This window comes from Mangrovimonas sp. DI 80 (assembly GCF_001975575.1).
In the GTDB taxonomy this organism is placed as follows: Bacteria; Bacteroidota; Bacteroidia; order Flavobacteriales; family Flavobacteriaceae; genus Mangrovimonas_A; species Mangrovimonas_A xylaniphaga.
In genome coordinates, this window is record NZ_MSDT01000002.1 from 731,330 (window position 1) to 753,148 (window position 21,819).

Consider the following 21,819-nt stretch of genomic DNA (forward strand, 5'->3'; position numbering starts at 1 on the left):
AAATTAATTTGCTCCTACAAAAATAGTAAAGTAGAATTGTTTTATTGAGTAGGATTAGAAATGAAAATCCAATTCTTTGTTCACACACTTATAACATTTTTATTATCAGGATTCATACTTAATGTTTTGAGTCCAATTAAAAAAACAAAACAATTGATTGGATAATAGAGGAAATTACCCCCTAAAAATACAAATAATAAAATACCGTATAAATAAAACTGACCCAAAGAATCCTTAACAAAAAAATTATTTAATATTTTAAAAAATAAAAAGAATATAATCAGCCCCATTAGTCCAAAATATAACACTAAATCCACAACTTCCATTTCAACCCTATAATATTCCAAATTCACTCCACCACTAAATATATTAAACCCAATATCACTAATTACATTAAAAACTTTAATCAATTTATCATTTCTATAAGAAAACACTGCAGTCAATATTCCTTCATTTTCAATAATATCTTTAAACCTCTCCTGCTTAAACAAAAGAAAAAAAGAATAAACAGCTATTATAACAAGGCTCATTAGTAAACTTAGTCCAATTTTTTTATTCCTTATTTTAACCCAAATAAAATAAAGTCCAACAAGGAATAAAAAACCCAATAAAATCTTAGTTCCTACAACCAATGAAGACAATACACTAATTAGAAAAAAAACCTTATCCTTGCTTTTTATGGCAAGGACAATAGCAGTTATATAAATATACGTTGATTGCATTGAAGTAATCAACAAACCATTGTAACCAAAACGACTATAATAAGTTTTAAAAAGGTGGATGTCTGTAAGTATACCAATAACAATAAAAAGAAAATTAATTATTACTATATATCGAAATGTGCTAACAACATTCTTTAACCAGTATAAATCATCAATTTTTCCAAAAAAGAATATACTAAATAAGAAAAAACAACAATACTTAATAAAGTAGTTAAAATCAAATCCGTAAAGAAAAGAGTTTAATCCAAAAACAAACAGAAGAGATAAAAACAAAAAACCAACTCTGACAATTACTTTGGTGATCTTTCCCCAAAAAGAAAACAGATAAATTATTGACAATAAAACTATCAATAATTTAACTATCCTATTAGGCAAAATATTAAAACTATAATTTGAATAATGCAACAGATATTTTGTAATCCCATCAACTACAAACACAATTATTAAAATTATCTTTACAAGAAAAGGAGCAACTTTTTCAGCTATCACTTTTATTTAATTTAAATGTTGAGAAGATAATTAAGAAAAAAGCAAAAGCAATGATGCCCCATTGCCTATTAAGCATTGATTCCGTAATAAAACCAATCCCAAATATGTTCGATATAAACAATAAAACAGGATTATCTACAGAATCCACATAGGAATAGTAAAAAATTAAAAATATTGCTATTAAACCAAAAACCCCCACATATAATACAGTATCCAAATACTGGTTATGAGCATTAAACTTATTGTAATAACCTAAATAAAATTTATCTATTTTATATTGTTTCATCAATTCGTTTTTCCCATCACCAACACCAAATCCAATAAACGGACTGTTTTTTATAGTCCTAACGGCACTTTTCCATTTCTTGATCCTTAGTGATGTCCCTCCAAAACTATCTTCATAAAATGCTTCTTTATAAGAAAATGCTTCACTGATTCTAGTACGCATAACAGGGTTTGTAAAAGCAAGTGCAAAAAAAATTGTTGGAAAGAACATTAAAAATGGAATTTTATCCCAAAATTTGGATTTATCAAAAAAAACAATAAAAATTAAATAATTAAAAATGAAAATTAATATTTGAGATCTGGATGCTAGTAGCAAAATAAAACAACTTAATATTCCCAATTTGATATTAAAAAAAACCTCTTTTATATCACCTTTAGAAAAAAGCAGAAAAACTAGAGCAAGATTAGTGAACATCCCCAAATAAATAGGCTGCATGTCTATTGGTGAGGCAAATTTATCATATATAAAATACCAATAATTAATATACCTATATTTCCCTGTTTCTATGACATCTGTTCCACTCAAACTATTTAAGACATATTCCAAAGTATAGCCTTCTTGATAATTTTTATATACTGCAACAAAAAAAAGAACAAAAAAAAGTATACAAATTAAATTCAAATAGAATTTTGTTATAAACTTCAAATCAACATCCTCCTTGGAGAAAAACAAAGGTATAAAAGGAACTATAAAATAGGATAAAGAACCTCCAATTACACCAATTCCTTTCCTTAAATCTTCAGAATACAATAAAGATGACAAAAGGATTACGAAGTAAAAAATAAAATAGAAGGAAACCTTATTGAAATGATTAGTCTCAAAATTTTTCCTAGTTATAACTTTTCTAACCAAGCCAAAACTAAATAGTATCCCTAAACAAATGGGATTTAATATTTGTGGAGGAAGTACAAACGAGATAAGCACAAATGCAAATAAAATATTTACTATTCCAATAGATTTTATTTTACCCATTGTATTCCTTCAATTTTGACACTAAAAACTCTTCATATTGAAAATTTATTAAGTCCCAATTAAAGTTCATTTTTACCTCATTAAAATTATTCTTTTTAAAATTCTCTTTGTTTCTGTCAAAAATATTTTCAGTTTCTATAATGTTTAAAACATCTTTATGGTCCTGAAAGTATAAAGCATTTTCTTTTAAAATACTTTTATTAAAAACATTGTCATTTGCTACAATCAATGCGCCGGAAGCCATAGCTTCTAATAAAGAAGGATTAGTCCCTCCAACAGAATGTCCATGGAAATAAAATCGAGAATAATATCTTAAATTATTTAGATGTTCCAAATTGTACACACCTCCAATAAATTTAATGTGCTCATGGTTTTTATATTTATTTTTCAAATAACTACCAAATTTATTAATATTATGCTTACCGATAACGAGGAAAATTTCTTTCCTTCTTGATAAACTTACTCCGTCCAAGATAGCCTCAATATTATTTTCTGGTTCAAACCTCGCTACTAACATATTATAACAAAATGGCTTAACATTATATAAATCCAGAATCTCAAAATTTGGTTCTTCAAAAACATCGGCACCATATGCGATGTATTTTGATTCCTTGTCATATTTCTCCCTTATATAATCTTGTATACCAATAGAGTCTGAAACTAAATAATCGCTACTTTTTACAGCCAAATTCTCTGCATATTTTAAGAACTTCCTGACAGGTTTTTTATATTTAGATCTTTTCCATTCTAACCCATCCATGTTAGTAATAATCAGCGATTTTTTTGGAAGAAGTTTTCTCCAAATTGAACTACTTGTATAACCAAGTTGTAATATAACATCAAAATGAACCTTTCGACAATAATTAATACAATTTAAATCATAAAAAAACTGCCCTATAGTTCCAACCCTATCCTCTGGATCATTCATATGAATAATTTTAACACCATTCCACTCTTGAGACTGGTAAGGATGGGTATGAGAATTAAAAACACTTACATCATGTCCCTTTTTGGCCATATAAAGTGAAAAATACTCTGCAAATTGTTCAAATCCACCGTGATTATTAGGCACACCCCTAGTACCTAATATCGCCAACCTCATTTTTTTCATATATCATTGCGTAAAATAAGTATAATAATAAAATTGTGAAATAATAATAAAACCCATTAAAAAAAGCCGATAACCATAAACTAGAAAATGCTAAAAAAATAAAAATATTATTCCGAATAACCTCCTTATGCTTTTTAAATATGTTTACAAATAATACTACATATAAAATAAGTGGCAAAATTCCATAAGAATAAGAGATACTTAAAAAATCATTGTGAAACCAAATTGAATATGAAACGTTTTTCCAATTAGCTTCTATTGAAGAATTAAACCCTCTACCAAAAATAAAGTCAAACAAACCAAATGTTCTCACTTCTTGCCACCAAGAAGACCAAATTATAACCCTAGAAAGCCTACCAAAGTTGGAGCTTATAGTTTTTATTATTGTGAGATACTGGTATACAACTGTATTACTGAATAGTACTAATATTTTATCGATAAAAACAACAACGAATACTAAAAATGATGCCAATGCGATTAAATATTTTAAAAATTTAGCTTTAAAATAATACATAAATAAGCCCAATAAGATTACTACGATTGATGTTCTAGATCCCGTTAAAAAAATAATTGAGACTAATGGAATTGCCAAAAATGCATATTTGAATTTATGTGCTCCATTAACCTTAAATCTGTTAAAAAAATATAGTAGTATAAAAGTGAAAAAATAAGAGGCTATGTGGGACTTTCTAAAAAAGCCTTGACGGTAAGATCGACTAAACTCAATATCATCGGTCTTAAGCCCTATAGTATTTCCCCAAATATTTTTGTCAAAACCAGCAAAAGTTGCTAAAAACAAAAAAAGTGAGCAAATTAGGAAGAAAGAAATCAACTTTTTTTCAGGCTTAAAATGCTTTAAATCCGAAAACAAGTAAAATGATCCAAAAAAAGATATTATAAACAAGTAATCAGATAATGACTCCTTATAAAACCCCTCTTTTATTAAATTAAAACAAAATGAAATTGAAAAACAAAAAAGCACTATTAAAAAATCCTTGTAATTTTTAATAGAAAAAAATCCTGGTATGGTTAACAATCCACAATAAAGCATTAAGGACAATACAAATAGCGGCACATCAAAAAAATAATTTAGAACGCTATCCATTGTAAATACTATGACATATAGTATAAATATTACAGACCTCTTATCCAGTATCATCCGAAAAATTTTCTTATTACTTTATCTGGCCTAAAAGCACTTGAAATCCCTAAAAAAACAACTCTTTTTAGCAACTGTTTTTCAAAATAAAACTTTCTGTAGTATCTTAAACTAAGATAATTAATAATAATTTTAACAAAAGGAGTCTTAGATTTAAAAATTTCATCCCTTAATTGATAAGTCATTTTAACAGTACTAAAAGGTAAAGAATTCGAAACACTATTAACATGAATTCTTACAAAAGTAAGTTTTTCTAAACTATTTTGTGCCTTTGCGCCATCCTCCATCATTCTTGAAAAAATATCATAATCTTCGGCTGGAACATTATTCTGTCTATACAAGTGTTTTTTAAAGAAAGTGCTTTTACCCATGACTGTACCATGCAAAAGACCATGTTCGCCATTTACATATCTTTTATAAATGTCCGGTCCTTCTTCTGGAAAATTAGAACTCCCAACTACATTAAATAGATTTTCATTGAAGTAAACAACATTGCTACCTATAAGGTCAATACCACAATTACTTTCTAAAAACATAAACTGTTTTTCAATCCTCTTCTTGTCCAATATATCATCTGGATCTACTCGTAAAATATACTTTGAAGTTGCTTCATTTATCCCATGATTAAGAGCGTTTGCAAACCCCTCATTTCTACCTAAACCAATAACTTTTAAGTATGGAAGCTTATAAGTTTGAAGTATCTCTTTAGACTCATCTGTTGAGCCATCGTCGACAATAATTAACTCTTTCGGTAAAAAAGTAGAGTTGATCACACTCGATATAAACTCATGTAAATATTTTCCATTATTATAATTAGCACACACTATACTTACATCACAACTCTGCTCATTCATAGTTAAAATATTCTTTTTTTTGCCGTTCATCCATCACGTGATCAATGTAGTCGGATATTTCTGGAAGTTTAGATGTTATCTTAATACTGGATATTACATTATGTCCAAAAAGTTTAGCATAATACAAAAGAGATGTGTGCATACCAATTACTGTTAGGTTCTTTGACTTCAAAAACTCAAATTCTAAAATACAAGAATCCTTAAGACATATAACTCTACTATAGTTAAATTCACTCTCAATGAATTTCAATGTCTTACTTCGAATATCCCCACCTTGCTCCGGATGAAACTTAACATATAATCTATCGAATTCCGTCTTTAGAAGCTCTAATGTCTCTCTAATTATTTTCAAATAATCCTCATCCTTGATTTTGGCACGCTCTTTAAACGAGTCCAAAATCAAAACTGCATCTTTACTATTAATATAATTCCGATAATTATCTACAATTTGGCTCTTGATTTCTAACACCCTTTTGTTGCTGATATAGGGAAAACATTCTTCATTAATGCAAATAGCATACTCAAATTTATTTTCAGGATAAGGACAGTAATGCTTGTTTTTGAATAAGAACCTATTTGAATAAAATAGAGATAAAATTTGGCTAAATTTTATATTTACTTTCTTATATAACCTTTCGTCTAATTTGTATGACGTGATTCCCTCCTCTACTAACACAACTTTTTCACATAACCTATGGCTCGCAATAATTTGAAACAAGGAATGATTAAATTGAGGAAGGTAAACTCGAAATTGTTTGTTTTCTACCAAACTGTTAATATTACCATCTAAAATTTCAACCCTTTTTTTTAAATAAAATATTTTATTTACTTTTCCTTCAGACTCAAGATAATTATAAAATTCTGCAATATCATAAACTCTCCCAACGCTGTTCAATTGATAACCTCTAGACGTGATATACCTAATATCTTCATTTTTTAAATCATGGTGGTTAATAAAGAGCTGAGCCAAAACATAAGTTATATGGCTATGGATATAAAAAACGTGCATGTTTAGATTTTTACTAAAACCTTTTTTAAATCGAAAAGTTTAAATCTAAGATTTAAAAAAAATAAGGAGGTTAAATAATAAATAACAGATAAAACAACGACTACCATCTTCATTTCTAAATTTTTATTTAAAACAAAAAATGGCAAGTAAGTAGTTATGGATATTAAGACAACAATAAAGTAATGCCTAAAAGGAAAAAAACTTATAATATCTAAATCTAACCTTTTGCTGATAAAATATAATGACACCCCAATAGTAATAAAACTTGCAGCTACCGTTGCCCACGCCGCACCTTTAACTCCATAAATTGGGATTAAAATAATATTCAATCCCAAACCAATGATTGCACTCAAAAATATTATAAAATTAGATTTTTTTTCCAACCCTATACTCCCCATAAAAATAGAGAACGCCATAACACTAAGTAAATATCTTAATATGTAAATTTTAAAGACCTCTCCTGACATCTTAAAATCATCTCCATACAAAAACTCAACCAAGGGTATTGCCTCAAAAAAACAGTATACCAAAATTGGAATTAAAAAAAAAGAACTTTTCATTATGGTTTCTTTCAGTTTAATGACTAATTCATTTATTTCATTCTTCAGATGAAGTTCTGCAAAAATAGGAATTAAAGCAATAAACAAAGAGCTAGTAATTATATTGACAAAAGGAAGGTTTATGGCACCATTTTGATAATAAACAAAATCCGTGGGATCTAAAAGTAACGCAATTAAATACTTGTCTACATATAAACTAACAGCTCCTAAAATAACCCCTATAGATATTGTCCCAATGTATACTAATTCATTTATGTTAAATGTTTCAAAGTTTAATTTAATTTCACTTTTATTAATAATAAAAAGGTTAATTATTAACCTTAAAACTTCAACAAAAACAAGTTGAAAAAGGATTGTCTTTATTTCAAAATCCCCCTTTAAATAATTGTAAAAAAAACATCCAAAAAGGAATACAGAAGTAATGGAATAAAGAAATAAGTATTTTGCCAGTTTATCAACTAAATAATGGTAATTAGGAAAAATTGTGTTAATAATTTTAACACAGTAATAGCATATAATTACATATATATATTTTATAAAAGACTCGTTTTTAAAATTTATACTAATATTATTTTTAAATAAATAGATCACAACACTAAGAAATATGGCAGCCAAAAAAATCATCAAGATGAATTTACCAAATAAGGATTTCTTTTCTTGATAATTATCATATTTCCCGTAAAAATAATTTAGGGAAAGAGGTAATCCCGAAACAACAGTTACTAAAATTGAGGACACAAAAATAATTTGCAATAATTCTCCCAATTGATTTTTATCCAAAAAAAACCTAGATAAAAAAACGGAAATTAATAGAACCTCAAAAGTTCTTATAGTATTGGAGATAGAAAAAAGAACTTTATTATTAATTGGCATTATAAATCATTAATTTAAAAAATAAATTGCCTAATCTATCATAGAAAATACTATATCTTCTAAATTGATTGAGACAAAATTAGGGTCGTAAATTCCATCAATAGACTGCGTAAAAATTATTTGATCTAAACTATCATAACTAATAAATTTGTTGGGTCTAAATAACTGTTCAAATTTACCATCATTAAAATAAAACTCTTTCTTGTCATATCTGATTTTAAGATTTTTCAAAAAAATTGGTTCTTGAGAAAAATTAACTCCTACATCTAATCTTAATCCATTAGGTATAACTTCCTCTGGAATTGAAAAAACAATCGTTTGTAAATTTTCAGACCCTTTGACAATCCTTTCAACAACTCTTTCTGAAGAATATTCAGTATCGTTAAGGTCTTTATAAAATAGATGAAATTTATCATCCTTCGTTACAAGAACTTCAAGAATAATTTCAAAATACAAATTACCTTCAACCTCATCATTTATAACAAAGGAATTGTTAGGTGCTTCTATTGCTTTAGTTTCCTTTTTTTCAGATTTACATGAATAAAAAAAAACAAAACAAAAAATCAAAAAAAATAATCTCATATAATAATTCATTTTAAACATAAGAAAATCGCACAATGCCTTATGCAGAAATTTATTTTGGATTTACAGCTTCTCTAAATCCACAAAACTATTAATGTACATAAAATCAAACTTAGACAATTCAATATTATTGTACCCAAAAAAAGCAATGTCATTCCTTTGTGCAGCCTCCAAATCATTTATAGAATCTCCTATCAAACAAGTATTCCCTTTTTCATATCCATGTAATCCCATCAAATTTTCAACCAACAATTTCTTTGGTGTTGGAGAACCGTGAATTGATATAAAATAAGAGGTCAAATCCAGTTCTTTGCATAGAAACCTAAGCTCTTCTTGATCTGATCCTGAAACAATATGAAAATTATATTTTTGATAATTCTCTTTGATAAAATTTACCGAATCCATTATCAAATTCTTAGGATTGGTAAGTTCTTTCTTCATTAATTTTGAAAACTCCTTTGCATATGCCATGACTTCTGCATCCGAAATCTCTCTACCTAAAATTTCTTCATAGAAGTGCCTGATTTTAACATATCGAGAAAGCCCTCCATTAATTCTATGATATTTTATTAATTGTGACACCTGATCACTTGAGAAGTCTTTAAATATTTCTTCAAAACCCCTATCCCTAACTGACATAGAATCTAAAATAACCCCGTCAAAATCCCAAAGTACTGTTTGTATCATTTTAAATTCCCCTTAATAAACTGTTCTACTTTTTCAACATCCTCCGGTACGTCAACAGCCAAGGAACTCGAGGTGGTTTCTACCATTTTAATGGGGATTGAGAAATCAAAAAAGCGCAATATTTCTATATCCTCAAACTGCTCATAATATGCTTTTTCAGCAGACTCTCCGAAAGATTTCAACTCATTATAATTAAATGCATAGATACAAACTTGCTTTTTATAAGTAGGTTTTACTCTTGAATCATCCTTAATTCCAGGAATGGGTAAACGAGACATGTAAACGAGATCATTATTCACATTTACTAAAACCTTAGGCAAATTAATGTTGTTTGGATCCTCATTTGCATCCAAATTGATCATTCCATTAATAACATGATTAGGAAATCGTATTTTCTGCTCAGCAATATTTAAAATATCTTGAGGATTCAAAACTGGCTCATCGCCCTGAATATTCAAATAAATATCAGCGTCTATTTGTTGAGCTACTTCCCATACCCTATCTGTTCCAGTCAAGCAACCATCTGAGGTCATCACTGCTTTAAATCCATACCGCTCTACCACATCCTTAATTCTATTATCTTCCGTAGCTACAAATGTATTTTCCTTTCCTAATGCTTTAGCCACGATTTCAGCTACTCGAATTATCATTGGGACACCGAGTATCTCAACCAATGGTTTACCTGGATAACGGGATGATTTATATCTTGCGGGTATAATTCCTATGCACTTCATAAAAAACTATACAATGAAACAATTTCCAAATTTTGATATTTTGTTGGTGTAAATGTTTTTATTGTAACACCCTCAATATTAACGGCATCGTCAATGACTTGTTGATTTTCATTGGCAATCACGAATTGGTTTTGATTCATATTCACATCATATCCATCAAACCCCACAAAGTATAACTCCTCTGCCCCTAAATCTATGGCCGCTTGTATGGCAATTGCCATAGGAGAGTCGGTAGTAACCTTCGTAAATTCAATATTGTGAAGTTCCTTGGCCAACTTATAAATATCTTCTGAGATCGAAGTCCCCATAGGTCTTGGAAATGGGGGATACACACAAGTGATTTTAACAGTAGTATCATTTGGAATATCCTTTAAAACTTTATCACTTTCAGAACCTACCAAACCAAAAACTTGGTCACAAGCTACACTAGCATATTCTTTAATATTTCTTGCCCCTGCATGAATGAGTATTGCTTCATTCTGTGGGTTTTCAAGAAATTTCTGAATAGCCACTTTATGGTCTCTAGCTGTTTTCCCTCCGCCAAGAATAATTGCCTTTGCATAACTTTTAGACTTTTCTAAAACCGGTAATTTCAAGTTGTCCTCTAATTCCTGTTTTTGATTATTCAATGCGTTAATAATATGGCCAAGTGGGTATCGGTTCATCCCCACCCATTCCATCACTTGCTTTTGAGGCAACGATTTGGCACCAGAAAACATATACGGCAAACTAGTCCCCCATTGATATTGCTTTCTAAGTTCTTCAAACTCATGAACTACTTTACTTAAATATCTATAAGAAACCGGTAATTTTCTTGAGCTCTCAAGATATGTCAGCAATAACTCTGTTTTTAGGTTACCTGCTCCTCTACCCATTCCTGTAATCGTGGCATCTACAATTTCACATCCTTCCTGCAAAGCTGTAATGGTATTAATCAAAGCCATTTCTAAATTATCATGGCCATGAAACCCTAAAGGCACTTGAGTTTTAGACTTTACCAACTGAACTATTTCCTTAACATCCTCTGGCATTACACCTCCATAAGAGTCTACCATATAAAAATAATCAACAGTATTCTCCAAACCTTCCAGCAAATCCAAAAAAGAACCGTCATTCTTCCAATTGGACATATACATAACATTGAATGCTACTTTAAATCCTTCAGCTTTCACCACCTTAGCCAATTCAATTGCCCTTAAAATATTTTTTGGATCAATTGCCATTCTCACCATGGACACGTATGGTTTTGCACTTTCCAACAAACCATTTTGCACATGCTCAACTCGAATATCCTTCTCATTTAAAATGATTGTCAACTCCTTAGATGGCATTAATGTTTTCAGCTGCCTTAATACATATTCAGGACAGTAATAATACTGGCCTAAATATCCTTTCAAAGGAATGCTTCTGTAGCCAACTTCAACATAATTTATTGGTAAATTTTCCATGGCAATGGCATATTCCTCGACCAATGCTCCATCAAAATCCCAATTAGTATAATACCCCCCATCTCGAAGGGTACAATCGAGTAAAATCATACAATTTTCTAATAATTCTAAGGAATTATACTTTCAATCACAAAAAACAATATGATAAGTGTAATCCCTTTCTAAAAACAAACCCCTTTAACTCAATCAAAAAAACTACATCCTACACCACCATCCCGGCAGCAACAGTTTCATTGGTTGCATCATCTACTAAAATGATGCTTCCTGTTGCTCTATTTTCGCGATAAGAATCTACCATTAAAGGCTTTGTAGTACGTATTTTAACTTTAGAAATGTCATTCATATTTAGCTCCTTGTCCTCTTCATTCCTTGCCAAGGTATTAATATCTATTTTATAAACAATTTCCTTGATCATTGCCTTTTGGTCATTTGAGGTGTGTTTAATAGTGTATTTCGCCCTTGGTTTGGCTGCGCTATTGTTTAACCAACAAAGCATCACCTCGATGTCCTGAGAAGCCTCAGGCATATTATTGGAACGTACAATCATATCTCCTCTACTAATATCAATATCGTCTTCCAAAGTCATAGAAATGGACATAGGCGCAAAGGCCTCTTCTACGGAACCATCAAATGTATCCAAGCTTTTGATTTTAGAGGTAAAACCAGAAGGCATTACCGTAACCTCATCACCAGCTCTAAAAACACCACTGGCAACACGTCCCGCATAACCTCGATAATCCCTATTGTCATCGTCACTTTGAGGTCGCAAAACGGTTTGTACAGGGAAACGAGCATCCACTTTATTCACATCGCTACTGATGTGCAAGGTTTCCAAGGTATGTAACAATGGGGCACCTTGATACCAATCCATATTCTCAGATCTGTTCACAACATTATCTCCTAAAAGCGCTGAAATTGGAATAAAACGAACATCCTTTACCAACATTTTAGAAGAGAAATCTTCAAACTGAGTAATAACATTATTATATGCCTCTTCAGAATAATCCACCAAATCCATTTTGTTTATACAAACAATCACATGCGGAATCTGTAAAAGTGAAGCAATGAATGAATGACGTCTCGTTTGTTCAATCACACCATGTCTGGCATCCACCAAAATAATGGCCGCATTGGCTGTTGAAGCTCCCGTAACCATATTTCGGGTATATTGAATATGTCCTGGGGTATCTGCTATAATGAATTTACGCTTTGGCGTTGTAAAATATCTATAGGCAACATCAATGGTAATTCCTTGCTCGCGCTCGTCGCGTAATCCATCAGTAAACAAGGCTAAGTCAACACCTTCATGTCCCTTCTTCCTACTTGTATTTTCAATGGCTTCCAGCTGGTCTTCAAAAATGGATTTGGAATCGTACAAAAGTCGTCCTATCAAGGTACTTTTCCCATCATCTACACTTCCAGCAGTTGTAAAACGTAATAATTGATTGCTATCTAACATCTTTTATTGTTTCTTTATTTGAATACTGAATTTTCTTCAGTAATACTTTAATTTTTAAAAATATCCTTGACGTTTACGGTCTTCCATAGCCGTTTCGGAACGCTTATCGTCACTTCGGTTACCTCTTTCTGTTTGGCGCATAGCCGAAACTTCCAAAGCAATTTTTTCCAACGTATCCGCATCACTTTCAATACCTCCCGTAATGGTAATATCTCCTAAAGTTCTAAAACGAATTTTCTTGGTGACTATTTCTTCGTGTTCCTCAACTATCAAGAATTCAGAATTAGGAATCCAAGAATTATTACGCCAAATCACCTCTCTTTCATGAGCATAGTACAATGACGGAATTTCAATATTTTCTCGCTTGATGTAATTCCAAACGTCCATTTCAGTCCAGTTACTGATTGGAAACGCTCTAAAATGTTCTCCCTCAAAATACTTTCCGTTGAAAATGTTCCACAACTCCGGACGTTGGTTTTTAGGATCCCATTGTCCAAAATCATCTCTATGTGAAAAGAAACGCTCCTTAGCTCTTGCCTTTTCCTCATCACGTCGTCCACCCCCAATAGCACAGTCTACTTTGTGTTCTTCTATGGCATCCAACAAAGTGGTTATTTGAAGGGCATTTCTAGTGGCATTTTTACCACGTTCCTCTGCAACACGTCCTTGGTCAATAGACTCCTGTACTGATCCTACAATCAGGTTTACACCCAATTCTTTTATTAAATCGTCACGGAATTTTATGGTTTCAGGAAAGTTGTGTCCTGTATCAACGTGCATTAAAGAAAATGGCACCTTACACGGGTGAAATGCCTTTCGTGCCAAATGGGTTACCACTATGGAATCCTTTCCTCCAGAAAATAAAATTACTGGGTTCTGAAATTGTGCCCAAACTTCACGTAGCACAAAAATGGCTTCACTTTCTAATTCGTCCAGGTAATTTAAATAGTACTTACTCATTGTTGAGTTGTAATTTAGGTGTTATGTAATCAATAATCCGTTGGGCGGCTGCTTCAACTGATTCTTTTTCTGTTAATATTTCAATATCCGGATTTTCTGGAGCTTCATAAGGAGCTGAAATACCGGTCATATTTTTTATTTCTCCTGCCCTCGCCTTTTTATAAAGTCCCTTAACATCACGGCGTTCACATTCTTCAACGCTCGTGTTGATGTAAACCTCAACAAAGTTAACATCTTTGAGGATTCTCTTGATGTTTTCCCTATCTTTTTTATAGGGTGATACAAAAGCCGCTAAAACCACTAAACCGGCATCCACTATCAAATTGGCTGTCTCGGCTATTCGGCGAATATTCTCTGTACGGTCTTCAGGTGAAAAAGTAAGGTCATTATTCAATCCCTTTCTTATATTATCACCATCAAGTGTATAGGTTTTGATGCCATTTTTAAACAATCGTTGTTCAACTACATTAGCAATGGTAGATTTTCCTGAGCCTGACAGTCCCGTGAACCACAATAAAAAAGAATTATGGTTATTGGAATTTCTTCTGTCTTCAACTGAAATCTGATAATCGTGGGGAATGATGTTCTCTTTCATATCCTATTCATTAGTTCTTTTTGGAAGTCCAAAATTAATTTTGTACCAAGTACGTTCATGTAAATAATACAATAGCATTTTGGTAACAACTTCAACAGACGCAATTTTAAAACCTGTTAGGGGATTTCCAGTTACTATCCAAGCTAATGTCATTGTATCTATAGTCCCAACCATGCGCCATGTAATCGTCTTTGCGATATGACGCTTTCTGCTCTCTAAAATCTTCCCATCTTTGGAAAGGTTAACTTTAAACCAAACCCTTTCATGTAAAAAGTACAAGACCATTTTGGTAATGACTTCATAAATACCAATCTGCAGACCAATTAAAGGGTCTCCAGAAATAATCCATGATAGTATTATAGTATCAATGGTACCAACAAGTCTCCAAGTAATGGTTTTGGCTATATGTCTTTTATATGAGGCGTCCTTCATCTATTTGCTAACCAAGAAATAGCTGTTTAACAAATTTTCCTTGTTATACTGCAAAGGTACATTCGTTTCTTTTGAAATGACCTGCAATCCTACAGCATTGCATATGGCCTGTCCCGCCGCTGTATCCCACTCCATTGTTGGAGCATAACGAGGATAAACATCCGCCGCTCCCTCTGCAACCAAACAAAACTTTAAAGAACTTCCTTTTGAAACTATCTCCACATTTTTACCTTCAGCCTTTAAACCTTCAACAAAATCTAAAGTATCTTGATTCATATGCGATCGACTTCCTACAACCTCAACAACATCCGAATCTTTAGCTTTAGGTTTTAAAGGAGTGGCCAATTCAAACACTGTTTCAACGTCGGTATTATGGGACTCCAGTTTTGCCTTAAAGGCCTCTTTAGAATCAACATCGGCATAGTAAATGGTTTGTTCTACAGGAACATAAATAACTCCCAACACAGGCTTTCCTTCCTTTACCAATGCAATATTCACAGTAAACTCACCATTACGCTTTATAAACTCTTTGGTCCCATCTACAGGATCAACCACCCAACAAGTAGACCAATCCTTTCTTATTTCATAGTCAACTTGTTTATTCTCTTCACTAATAATAGGAATTTGGGTAGGTATCAAAAAGGAATTGATAACACTATTGGAACGTTTATCCGCCTCCGTAAGGGGAGATTCGTCTTCCTTGTATTCAACTTCAATTTTGGAATCGTAAATTTCCATAATTGCTTTACCTGCTTTCAAGGAAGCTTTTATGGCTGTTTCTAAAAGTTCTTTCATTAATCTATTTGTTTTATAGCTTCTTTTAAACTATCCCTCCAATGAGGTATTTTTATGTTGAATGTACTCTTCACCTTAGTCTTATCCAAAACACTAAAATGAGGCCGTTTGGCTGGCGTTGGATAATCTTCAGATTTGATTGGAAAAACCTCAATTTCTCTTTCACTAATGTCAAAAATAGCGTGTGCAAAATCATACCAACTAGTTACACCTTCATTGCTAAAATGATATAAACCGTAGGCTTCACTATTAGAAGAAACTACTTTCAAAAGTACTACAGCCAAATCCTTAGCGTATGTTGGAGTTCCAATTTGATCGGCAACTATATTTAATTCCGTTTTGGATTCTGAAAGACGCAACATCGTTTTCATGAAATTATGTCCATGTTCCGAATACAGCCAAGAAGTTCTAAAAATGAAATGTCTTTCAAGAAGCTTTTCTAATTCTTGTTCCCCTTGAAGCTTTGTCGCTCCATAAACACCTATAGGGTTTGTTCCATCAGTTTCACAATAGCCAGAGCAAGCATCTCCACCAAACACAAAATCGGTTGAAATATGAATCATCTTTGCCTTATACACCTTACAGGCCATTGCCAAATATTTCGTTCCCAAAACATTAACCTCGAAAGCCCCTTCTTTATCACTTTCCGCAATATCAACAGCTGTATAGGCTGCACAATTGATACACCAATCAATGGTATTGGCAGAAAAGAATTCATTTACTTGATCTTCTTTCGAAATATCCAACTCCGAACTATCTACATAAATGAATTTAAAACCATCTAATGACTGTTCTAAATCTTTGATGCATGTTCCCAACTGCCCATTACCTCCCGTAACCAAAACGGTTTTCATATCAGCGCCTTTTCTAAAATTGGTAAAACAGCATCCTTTTCAGACACAATCAATTCTTCATTGGATAATTGCCAATCTATATTTAAGCTAGGGTCATTGTAAATAATTCCTCCCTCAGAAGCCTTATTATAAAAATTATCACATTTATAAGAGAAAATAGCGGTCTCACTTAACACAACAAAGCCGTGAGCAAATCCTCTTGGCACAAAAAGTTGTGTTTTGTTCTCCTCTGACAATTCAACAGCTACATGTTCTCCGTAAGTTGGAGAATCCGGCCTAATATCAACTGCCACATCCAATACTCTCCCTCTTATAACACGTACCAATTTAGCCTGTGAATGTTCTCCTGTTTGATAGTGCAATCCTCTTAAAACACCTTTTGTAGAAAAAGATTCATTATCCTGAACAAAGGTTATATTTTCACCAATAGCCTCATTAAACCTTTCTTGATTAAAACTCTCTAAGAAATATCCCCTTTTATCTTCAAATACTGTTGGATGAATTATAAAACATCCCTTCAAATTGGTTTTCTCTACCCTCATTATTTTCTATTAAGCAATCCCAATAAATTTTTTCCATAACCACTCTTCAGAAGTGGTTCCGCCAATGCCTTGAATTGTGTTTCATCAATAAAGCCCATTTCAAAAGCAGCAGCTTCTATAGACCCTATTTTTAATCCTTGTCGTTCTTCTATAACCTCAACAAATTGAGAAGCCTGCATCAAGGATTGGAATGTTCCTGTATCCAACCACGCAGTGCCTCTATCCAAAATACTTACATTTAAACGTCCTTGTTCCAAATACACTTTGTTGACATCAGTTATTTCTAGTTCTCCTCGGGCACTTGGCTTAATGTTTTTCGCAATATCGACAACATTATTGTCATAGAAATATATCCCAGGAACAGCGTAATTGGATTTTGGCTCTTTGGGTTTTTCTTCAATTGAAATAGCCTGACCTTCTTCATCAAACTCAACTACACCATAACGCTCCGGATCATGAACTCTATAGGCATAAATAATGCCCCCATCGGGATCATTATTGTTTTGCAATAGTTGTGACAAGCCTGTTCCATAGAATATGTTATCCCCTAAAATCAAGGCCACCTTTTCTTCTCCAATGAAATCTTCCCCTATAATAAATGCTTCTGCTAAGCCATTAGGTTCATCCTGAACAGCATATTCGAAATGACATCCATACTTTTCACCATTACCAAGTAAATCTTGAAACAACGGCAAATCTTTAGGAGTTGAAATAATTAATATTTCATTGATGCCTGCATATATTAACGTAGACAACGGATAATATATCATTGGTTTATCATAAATAGGCATTAACTGCTTACTTACCGACAATGTTAACGGATGAAGTCTTGTGCCTGAACCACCTGCTAAAATAATTCCTTTCATATCTAGTTATATTGAGTTTGGTAGTAAGTTTGATATGCGCCACTGGTGACATGATTTAACCATTCTTCATTGCTCAAATACCAATCAATGGTCTTACTTAATCCTTCTTCAAAAGTTACAGAAGGTTTCCACCCCAATTCCTTATTAATTTTAGAGGCATCAATGGCATAACGCAAATCATGGCCAGGACGATCCTTAACAAAAGTAATGAGCTTCTCTGAAGTGCCTTTTGGTTTGTTCAATTTCTCATCCATTTGTTGACATAGCAATTTTACCAAATCAATGTTCTTCCATTCATTAAAGCCGCCAATGTTATAAGTTTCTCCCAAAACACCTTTATGGAATACCAAATCGATAGCTTTAGCATGATCTTGGACATATAACCAATCCCTAGTATAATTTCCATCCCCATACACAGGAAGCGGTTTTCCTTCTAAAATATTATTAATGAATAAAGGAATCAGTTTTTCTGGAAATTGATTTTGACCATAATTGTTGGAACAATTAGTGATAACATACGGAATGCCATAGGTTTCTCCATAGGCTCTTACAAAATGGTCGGAACTGGCTTTGGAAGCCGAATATGGGGAATTAGGATCGTAAGACGTATTCTCTGTAAAAAGTCCAGTTTCTCCCAAAGTCCCATAAACCTCATCCGTACTCACATGATAAAACAGTTTCCCTTCATAGTTATTATTCCATATCTTTTTAAAGGCATTCAAAAGTATCATCGTACCAATAACATTGGTCTTTACAAACGCCAATGGATCCGTGATAGATCTATCTACATGTGATTCAGCCGCTAAATGAATTACTCTTTCAAACTTATAGGTTTCAAACAATTCATTTATGTAAGCCTCATCCGTAATATCAGCCTTAAGAAATGTATAATTTGATTTCTTTTCAATATCTTTTAAGTTTTCTAAGTTCCCAGCATAGGTAAGACTATCCAAATTATAAATATTATATTGAGGATAATTCTCTACAAAAAGTCTCATTACATGAGATCCTATAAATCCAGCACCTCCAGTTATTAATACATTCATAGTACTTATATTTTCTCTTTAAATTGATCTAAATATTTAAGAAATCTTAATCCAATTAACACCAAAAAAGTCAACATTAGCAATAAGACACTATAAAAACTTTTATATCCAAGATTATATTTAAAAAGTTCTTTAGAATTTGTCAATATCCCCTCGTCCTGTTGACTCGAAATAACCTCTACAATCTTATTAATTTCATCCTTTTCCCTTTTTATTCTCACCAACTCCCTTCTCAATTTAATGTCATCACTAAACAATTCATATTCTTTTGTTGAATTCTTATCTCCTGTATTATCAATCAAGATACTTGTTTGAGAATTCGGATTTTCATTTAGCTTTTCAAGAACTTTATGATAAACTTTCTGCAATGAATCGGATTCACGCAAAGACTCCATGATTACTTCCTCCTGATATTTCAACTCGTCTAAATCCTTTTTTTGTTCATTTTTAAAGAATTCTATGGACTCTATATTTTTTATAATCTCTGGCAGCACCTTTTTTAGTAAATTTTTTTGGGTAGAGCTTACTGTGAGACGCTGATATTCAAAATCATAATCATAAGAATTATCCAAAAACCTTTCAAAATCAATATAATCAGCTAATGTTGAATCTATTTCCTTTTTAAACTCATCATAAACCTTCAACTTTTGGTTATTGTTCAAGACCGATTCCATTTTAAAGAATACCATATTTCTCGCTTCTTCAATTGTTATATTCAATGCTTCTGATAAAGATTGAAAATCTTTATCCATTATGAGATCATTGTAATAATTTAAAAGATTGAATAAACTTTCCCCTGTATCATAATTTTGTTTGATGACGGCATTCGACGAGTATACGGGCGTCTTTGTTTTTTCTTTAAAAATTCCAAAACCAAGTCCAATAACACCAGCACCGATCAAGATTAAAATATTTTTCTTAATGAAAAATACCAAAGCCACAAATAAGTAGAAAAGTTTTGTAAATATGGAACCAATAAAATTGAAAAGCTTTGTAAATAAACTTCCAATAAGAGTAAACAATTGTCCTAAATCCACTTCTTCAGAAGTGTTAGTTTCCGGTAGGTTTTTATTCATTAGTTAGATATGTTAATTTAAAATTTGTTCTAGTATTTTTCTTGTTATTAAGTAAGTAGGTTTTACTCCTGAGGTCCCCAATCCACCAGAGGCTAAGGTACTTCCTGTTTCTAAAGGATTATCACTTGCATAGTAAGCATATATTACTTTGACGTCTTTGCTAATATTTCCTCTCACTTTAGATGCTGATTGAATGGCTTTTTGATAATGAGCCCCTTCCATTTCCAAACCAATCACATTCCATGTGGAATTGTAAAAGAATTTCAATATTTCCTTATTTTGTAGGGAAGTGCCTAATACCGTAATCATAGAGCCTTCGTAAATACTAATGCCATGTCCTTCTAAATCCTTTTTACATAATTCATTGTCGAAAGGATAATTATCAGCAGTTCCTTCAAATATATGAGCAGATGGTATCATGATATCACCTTTTCCGCCTTCCAAAATCCCAGCTTTCCCCATTATAGAGATAGATTCAACTTTTAGATGCTTCTTATAATCCTCTATAACGACTGGCTTCAAGAGTTCATCCATAGTTTCGTAAGCCTGCTCTCCAAAGGCATAATCCATAACCACAATCACGGGTTTATCCCGTTGGAGCTTTTGCTCATCTAATTGCATATCCAACTTTGATAAATCAATCTTGGAAGTATCAAAAATCTGAACATCAATATTGGTTCCTGAACTATCAGGTATGTACAACATCCCTTGTTGCATCGCCTCCTTATTCACTTTATTGCGCAGGGATTCATTGTCTTTCTTACTCAGTTCTTGATAGATTTCGAAAATGTCCTTTTTGGCCAAACTTCCTTTTAAAACACTCGGGGTAAACAGGGAATTCATCACACTGTGCATATTAGCACTTATGATGTGAATAGGACGATCCAACAATTCGTTTTCTATCAAAACCGCCTTGATATTATCTGCCCAAATTTCGCCATGAATATGGTGTCCCAAGCGCTCTCTAAGAACAGGGGAAAATGTTACTGTTCTTTTGGTATCACTTACCGTTTCTTCAATAGCCAATTTCCCCAACCAATAGACGATATGCAACAATCTGTCTGGTTGCTTAGGTGTAGCAAATTGATTATAGATTTCAGTAATCTCATTAAAGGTTCTTCCTAAAATATTGGCCGTATGCGTTATTGCAATTTCCCGTTCCTTTTGAGACAGTTTTTCTTCTGACAAAACAGCCTTTTCCAATTTCACCCAATCCCTAGTGGTCGTTCCTTGTTCATCGACAAGCACCCGATTACTAATCTTATGGGATTCAACGAATAAAAAAGTTAAGTGAGTGAGAATATCATATATTTCGGAACGTCCTCTAGTAATCTCAATGTTCATCTGCTCCTCATCGATTCGGTAACAGTTCCGTCTTCTTTTGGCTGGAATGATCGCTTTAAAATGCGAATTTCCATAACCTTCATCACTGGTCAAATTTATAAAGGAACACTCTTCAATTCCTAAAGGCAATCTATCGATTACATAAAGCAAGCCTTCTAACTCCGCCTTTTCGTCGGCAATAGAACCATAAATTTCAGGTCTCAACAACAACAATGACTCCCTAAGAGTTTCTCCAGAAACTCCCATAGGCTTATAGAAGCCCCTATTGAACAAATGCCGCATCGTGATGTACATTTTTTCAATAGCGCTAGAACTCTCCTGAGCCCTAGTTCTTTCGTGTCTTTTTGCTGTGTTTGCCATACTT

General features: G+C 32.4%; 22 protein-coding genes. All 22 read right to left on the bottom strand.

The window, feature by feature from the left end; all coding sequences use genetic code 11:
* Positions 1-80 precede the first annotated feature (80 nt).
* A complete protein-coding gene (locus tag BKM32_RS03870; RefSeq protein WP_076662608.1) occupies positions 81-1,211 on the bottom strand; it encodes a hypothetical protein in 1,131 nt (376 codons plus the stop codon).
* Positions 1,201-2,469, bottom strand: coding sequence for an O-antigen ligase (locus tag BKM32_RS03875; RefSeq protein ID WP_076662609.1), 1,269 nt, complete (start codon positions 2,467-2,469; stop codon positions 1,201-1,203). The genes BKM32_RS03870 and BKM32_RS03875 overlap by 11 nt, the downstream gene beginning before the upstream one ends.
* Positions 2,462-3,580 (bottom strand): DUF1972 domain-containing protein, encoded by a 1,119-nt coding sequence (locus BKM32_RS03880; protein ID WP_371328803.1) that lies wholly within the window; start codon positions 3,578-3,580, stop codon positions 2,462-2,464. The genes BKM32_RS03875 and BKM32_RS03880 overlap by 8 nt, the downstream gene beginning before the upstream one ends.
* On the bottom strand, positions 3,546-4,685 hold the full coding sequence (locus tag BKM32_RS03885) for an O-antigen ligase (protein ID WP_076662610.1): 1,140 nt from the start codon (positions 4,683-4,685) through the stop codon (positions 3,546-3,548). The genes BKM32_RS03880 and BKM32_RS03885 overlap by 35 nt, the downstream gene beginning before the upstream one ends.
* Before the next feature lie 50 nt (positions 4,686-4,735).
* Entirely contained in the window at positions 4,736-5,623 is an 888-nt protein-coding gene (locus BKM32_RS03890) for a glycosyltransferase family 2 protein (RefSeq protein ID WP_076662611.1), read from the bottom strand.
* A complete protein-coding gene (locus BKM32_RS03895; RefSeq protein ID WP_123812053.1) occupies positions 5,586-6,563 on the bottom strand; it encodes a polysialyltransferase family glycosyltransferase in 978 nt (325 codons plus the stop codon). Before BKM32_RS03895 ends, BKM32_RS03890 begins: the two co-directional genes overlap by 38 nt.
* A gap of 41 nt (positions 6,564-6,604) precedes the next feature.
* A complete protein-coding gene (locus BKM32_RS03900; RefSeq protein WP_076662613.1) occupies positions 6,605-8,035 on the bottom strand; it encodes a polysaccharide biosynthesis C-terminal domain-containing protein in 1,431 nt (476 codons plus the stop codon).
* A 30-nt stretch (positions 8,036-8,065) separates the two neighbouring features.
* Positions 8,066-8,617 (bottom strand): hypothetical protein, encoded by a 552-nt coding sequence (locus BKM32_RS03905; protein ID WP_123812054.1) that lies wholly within the window; start codon positions 8,615-8,617, stop codon positions 8,066-8,068.
* Positions 8,618-8,680: 63 nt separating this feature from the next.
* Entirely contained in the window at positions 8,681-9,304 is a 624-nt protein-coding gene (locus tag BKM32_RS03910; RefSeq protein ID WP_076662615.1) for an HAD family hydrolase, read from the bottom strand.
* Positions 9,301-10,038 carry a 3-deoxy-manno-octulosonate cytidylyltransferase gene (locus BKM32_RS03915; protein ID WP_076662616.1) on the bottom strand — a complete coding sequence of 246 codons (738 nt, stop codon included), beginning with the start codon at positions 10,036-10,038 and terminating at the stop codon, positions 9,301-9,303. Before BKM32_RS03915 ends, BKM32_RS03910 begins: the two co-directional genes overlap by 4 nt.
* Positions 10,035-11,576 carry an aldolase catalytic domain-containing protein gene (locus BKM32_RS03920; protein ID WP_076662617.1) on the bottom strand — a complete coding sequence of 514 codons (1,542 nt, stop codon included), beginning with the start codon at positions 11,574-11,576 and terminating at the stop codon, positions 10,035-10,037. Before BKM32_RS03920 ends, BKM32_RS03915 begins: the two co-directional genes overlap by 4 nt.
* Positions 11,577-11,688: 112 nt before the next feature.
* On the bottom strand, positions 11,689-12,945 hold the full coding sequence (gene cysN, locus BKM32_RS03925; protein WP_053976515.1) for a sulfate adenylyltransferase subunit CysN: 1,257 nt from the start codon (positions 12,943-12,945) through the stop codon (positions 11,689-11,691).
* A gap of 54 nt (positions 12,946-12,999) precedes the next feature.
* The gene (cysD, locus tag BKM32_RS03930; protein ID WP_053976516.1) at positions 13,000-13,905 is read right to left on the bottom strand and encodes a sulfate adenylyltransferase subunit CysD; all 906 of its coding nucleotides are present in this window, start codon (positions 13,903-13,905) and stop codon (positions 13,000-13,002) included.
* Complete coding sequence (gene cysC / locus BKM32_RS03935) at positions 13,898-14,500, bottom strand: adenylyl-sulfate kinase (protein ID WP_076662618.1); 603 nt, start codon at positions 14,498-14,500, stop codon at positions 13,898-13,900. The genes cysD and cysC overlap by 8 nt, the downstream gene beginning before the upstream one ends.
* 3 nt (positions 14,501-14,503) lie before the next feature.
* Entirely contained in the window at positions 14,504-14,932 is a 429-nt protein-coding gene (locus BKM32_RS03940) for a DUF2061 domain-containing protein (RefSeq protein ID WP_076662619.1), read from the bottom strand.
* Positions 14,933-15,727 carry a 3'(2'),5'-bisphosphate nucleotidase CysQ gene (cysQ, locus tag BKM32_RS03945; protein WP_076662620.1) on the bottom strand — a complete coding sequence of 265 codons (795 nt, stop codon included), beginning with the start codon at positions 15,725-15,727 and terminating at the stop codon, positions 14,933-14,935. It lies immediately after the preceding gene.
* Positions 15,727-16,581 carry a dTDP-4-dehydrorhamnose reductase gene (rfbD, locus tag BKM32_RS03950; RefSeq protein WP_076662621.1) on the bottom strand — a complete coding sequence of 285 codons (855 nt, stop codon included), beginning with the start codon at positions 16,579-16,581 and terminating at the stop codon, positions 15,727-15,729. Before rfbD ends, cysQ begins: the two co-directional genes overlap by 1 nt.
* Positions 16,578-17,123, bottom strand: a complete 546-nt coding sequence (gene rfbC / locus BKM32_RS03955; protein ID WP_076662622.1) for a dTDP-4-dehydrorhamnose 3,5-epimerase — start codon at positions 17,121-17,123, stop codon at positions 16,578-16,580. The genes rfbD and rfbC overlap by 4 nt, the downstream gene beginning before the upstream one ends.
* Positions 17,123-17,989 carry a glucose-1-phosphate thymidylyltransferase RfbA gene (gene rfbA, locus BKM32_RS03960; protein ID WP_076662623.1) on the bottom strand — a complete coding sequence of 289 codons (867 nt, stop codon included), beginning with the start codon at positions 17,987-17,989 and terminating at the stop codon, positions 17,123-17,125. The genes rfbC and rfbA overlap by 1 nt, the downstream gene beginning before the upstream one ends.
* A gap of 2 nt (positions 17,990-17,991) precedes the next feature.
* A complete protein-coding gene (gene rfbB / locus BKM32_RS03965) occupies positions 17,992-19,035 on the bottom strand; it encodes a dTDP-glucose 4,6-dehydratase (protein WP_076662624.1) in 1,044 nt (347 codons plus the stop codon).
* 5 nt (positions 19,036-19,040) lie between these two features.
* Positions 19,041-20,111: a hypothetical protein gene (locus tag BKM32_RS03970; protein ID WP_076662625.1), complete on the bottom strand. Its 1,071-nt coding sequence runs from the start codon at positions 20,109-20,111 to the stop codon at positions 19,041-19,043.
* Positions 20,112-20,123: 12 nt separating this feature from the next.
* Positions 20,124-21,815 carry a hypothetical protein gene (locus BKM32_RS03975; RefSeq protein WP_076662626.1) on the bottom strand — a complete coding sequence of 564 codons (1,692 nt, stop codon included), beginning with the start codon at positions 21,813-21,815 and terminating at the stop codon, positions 20,124-20,126.
* Positions 21,816-21,819: the final 4 nt, after the last annotated feature.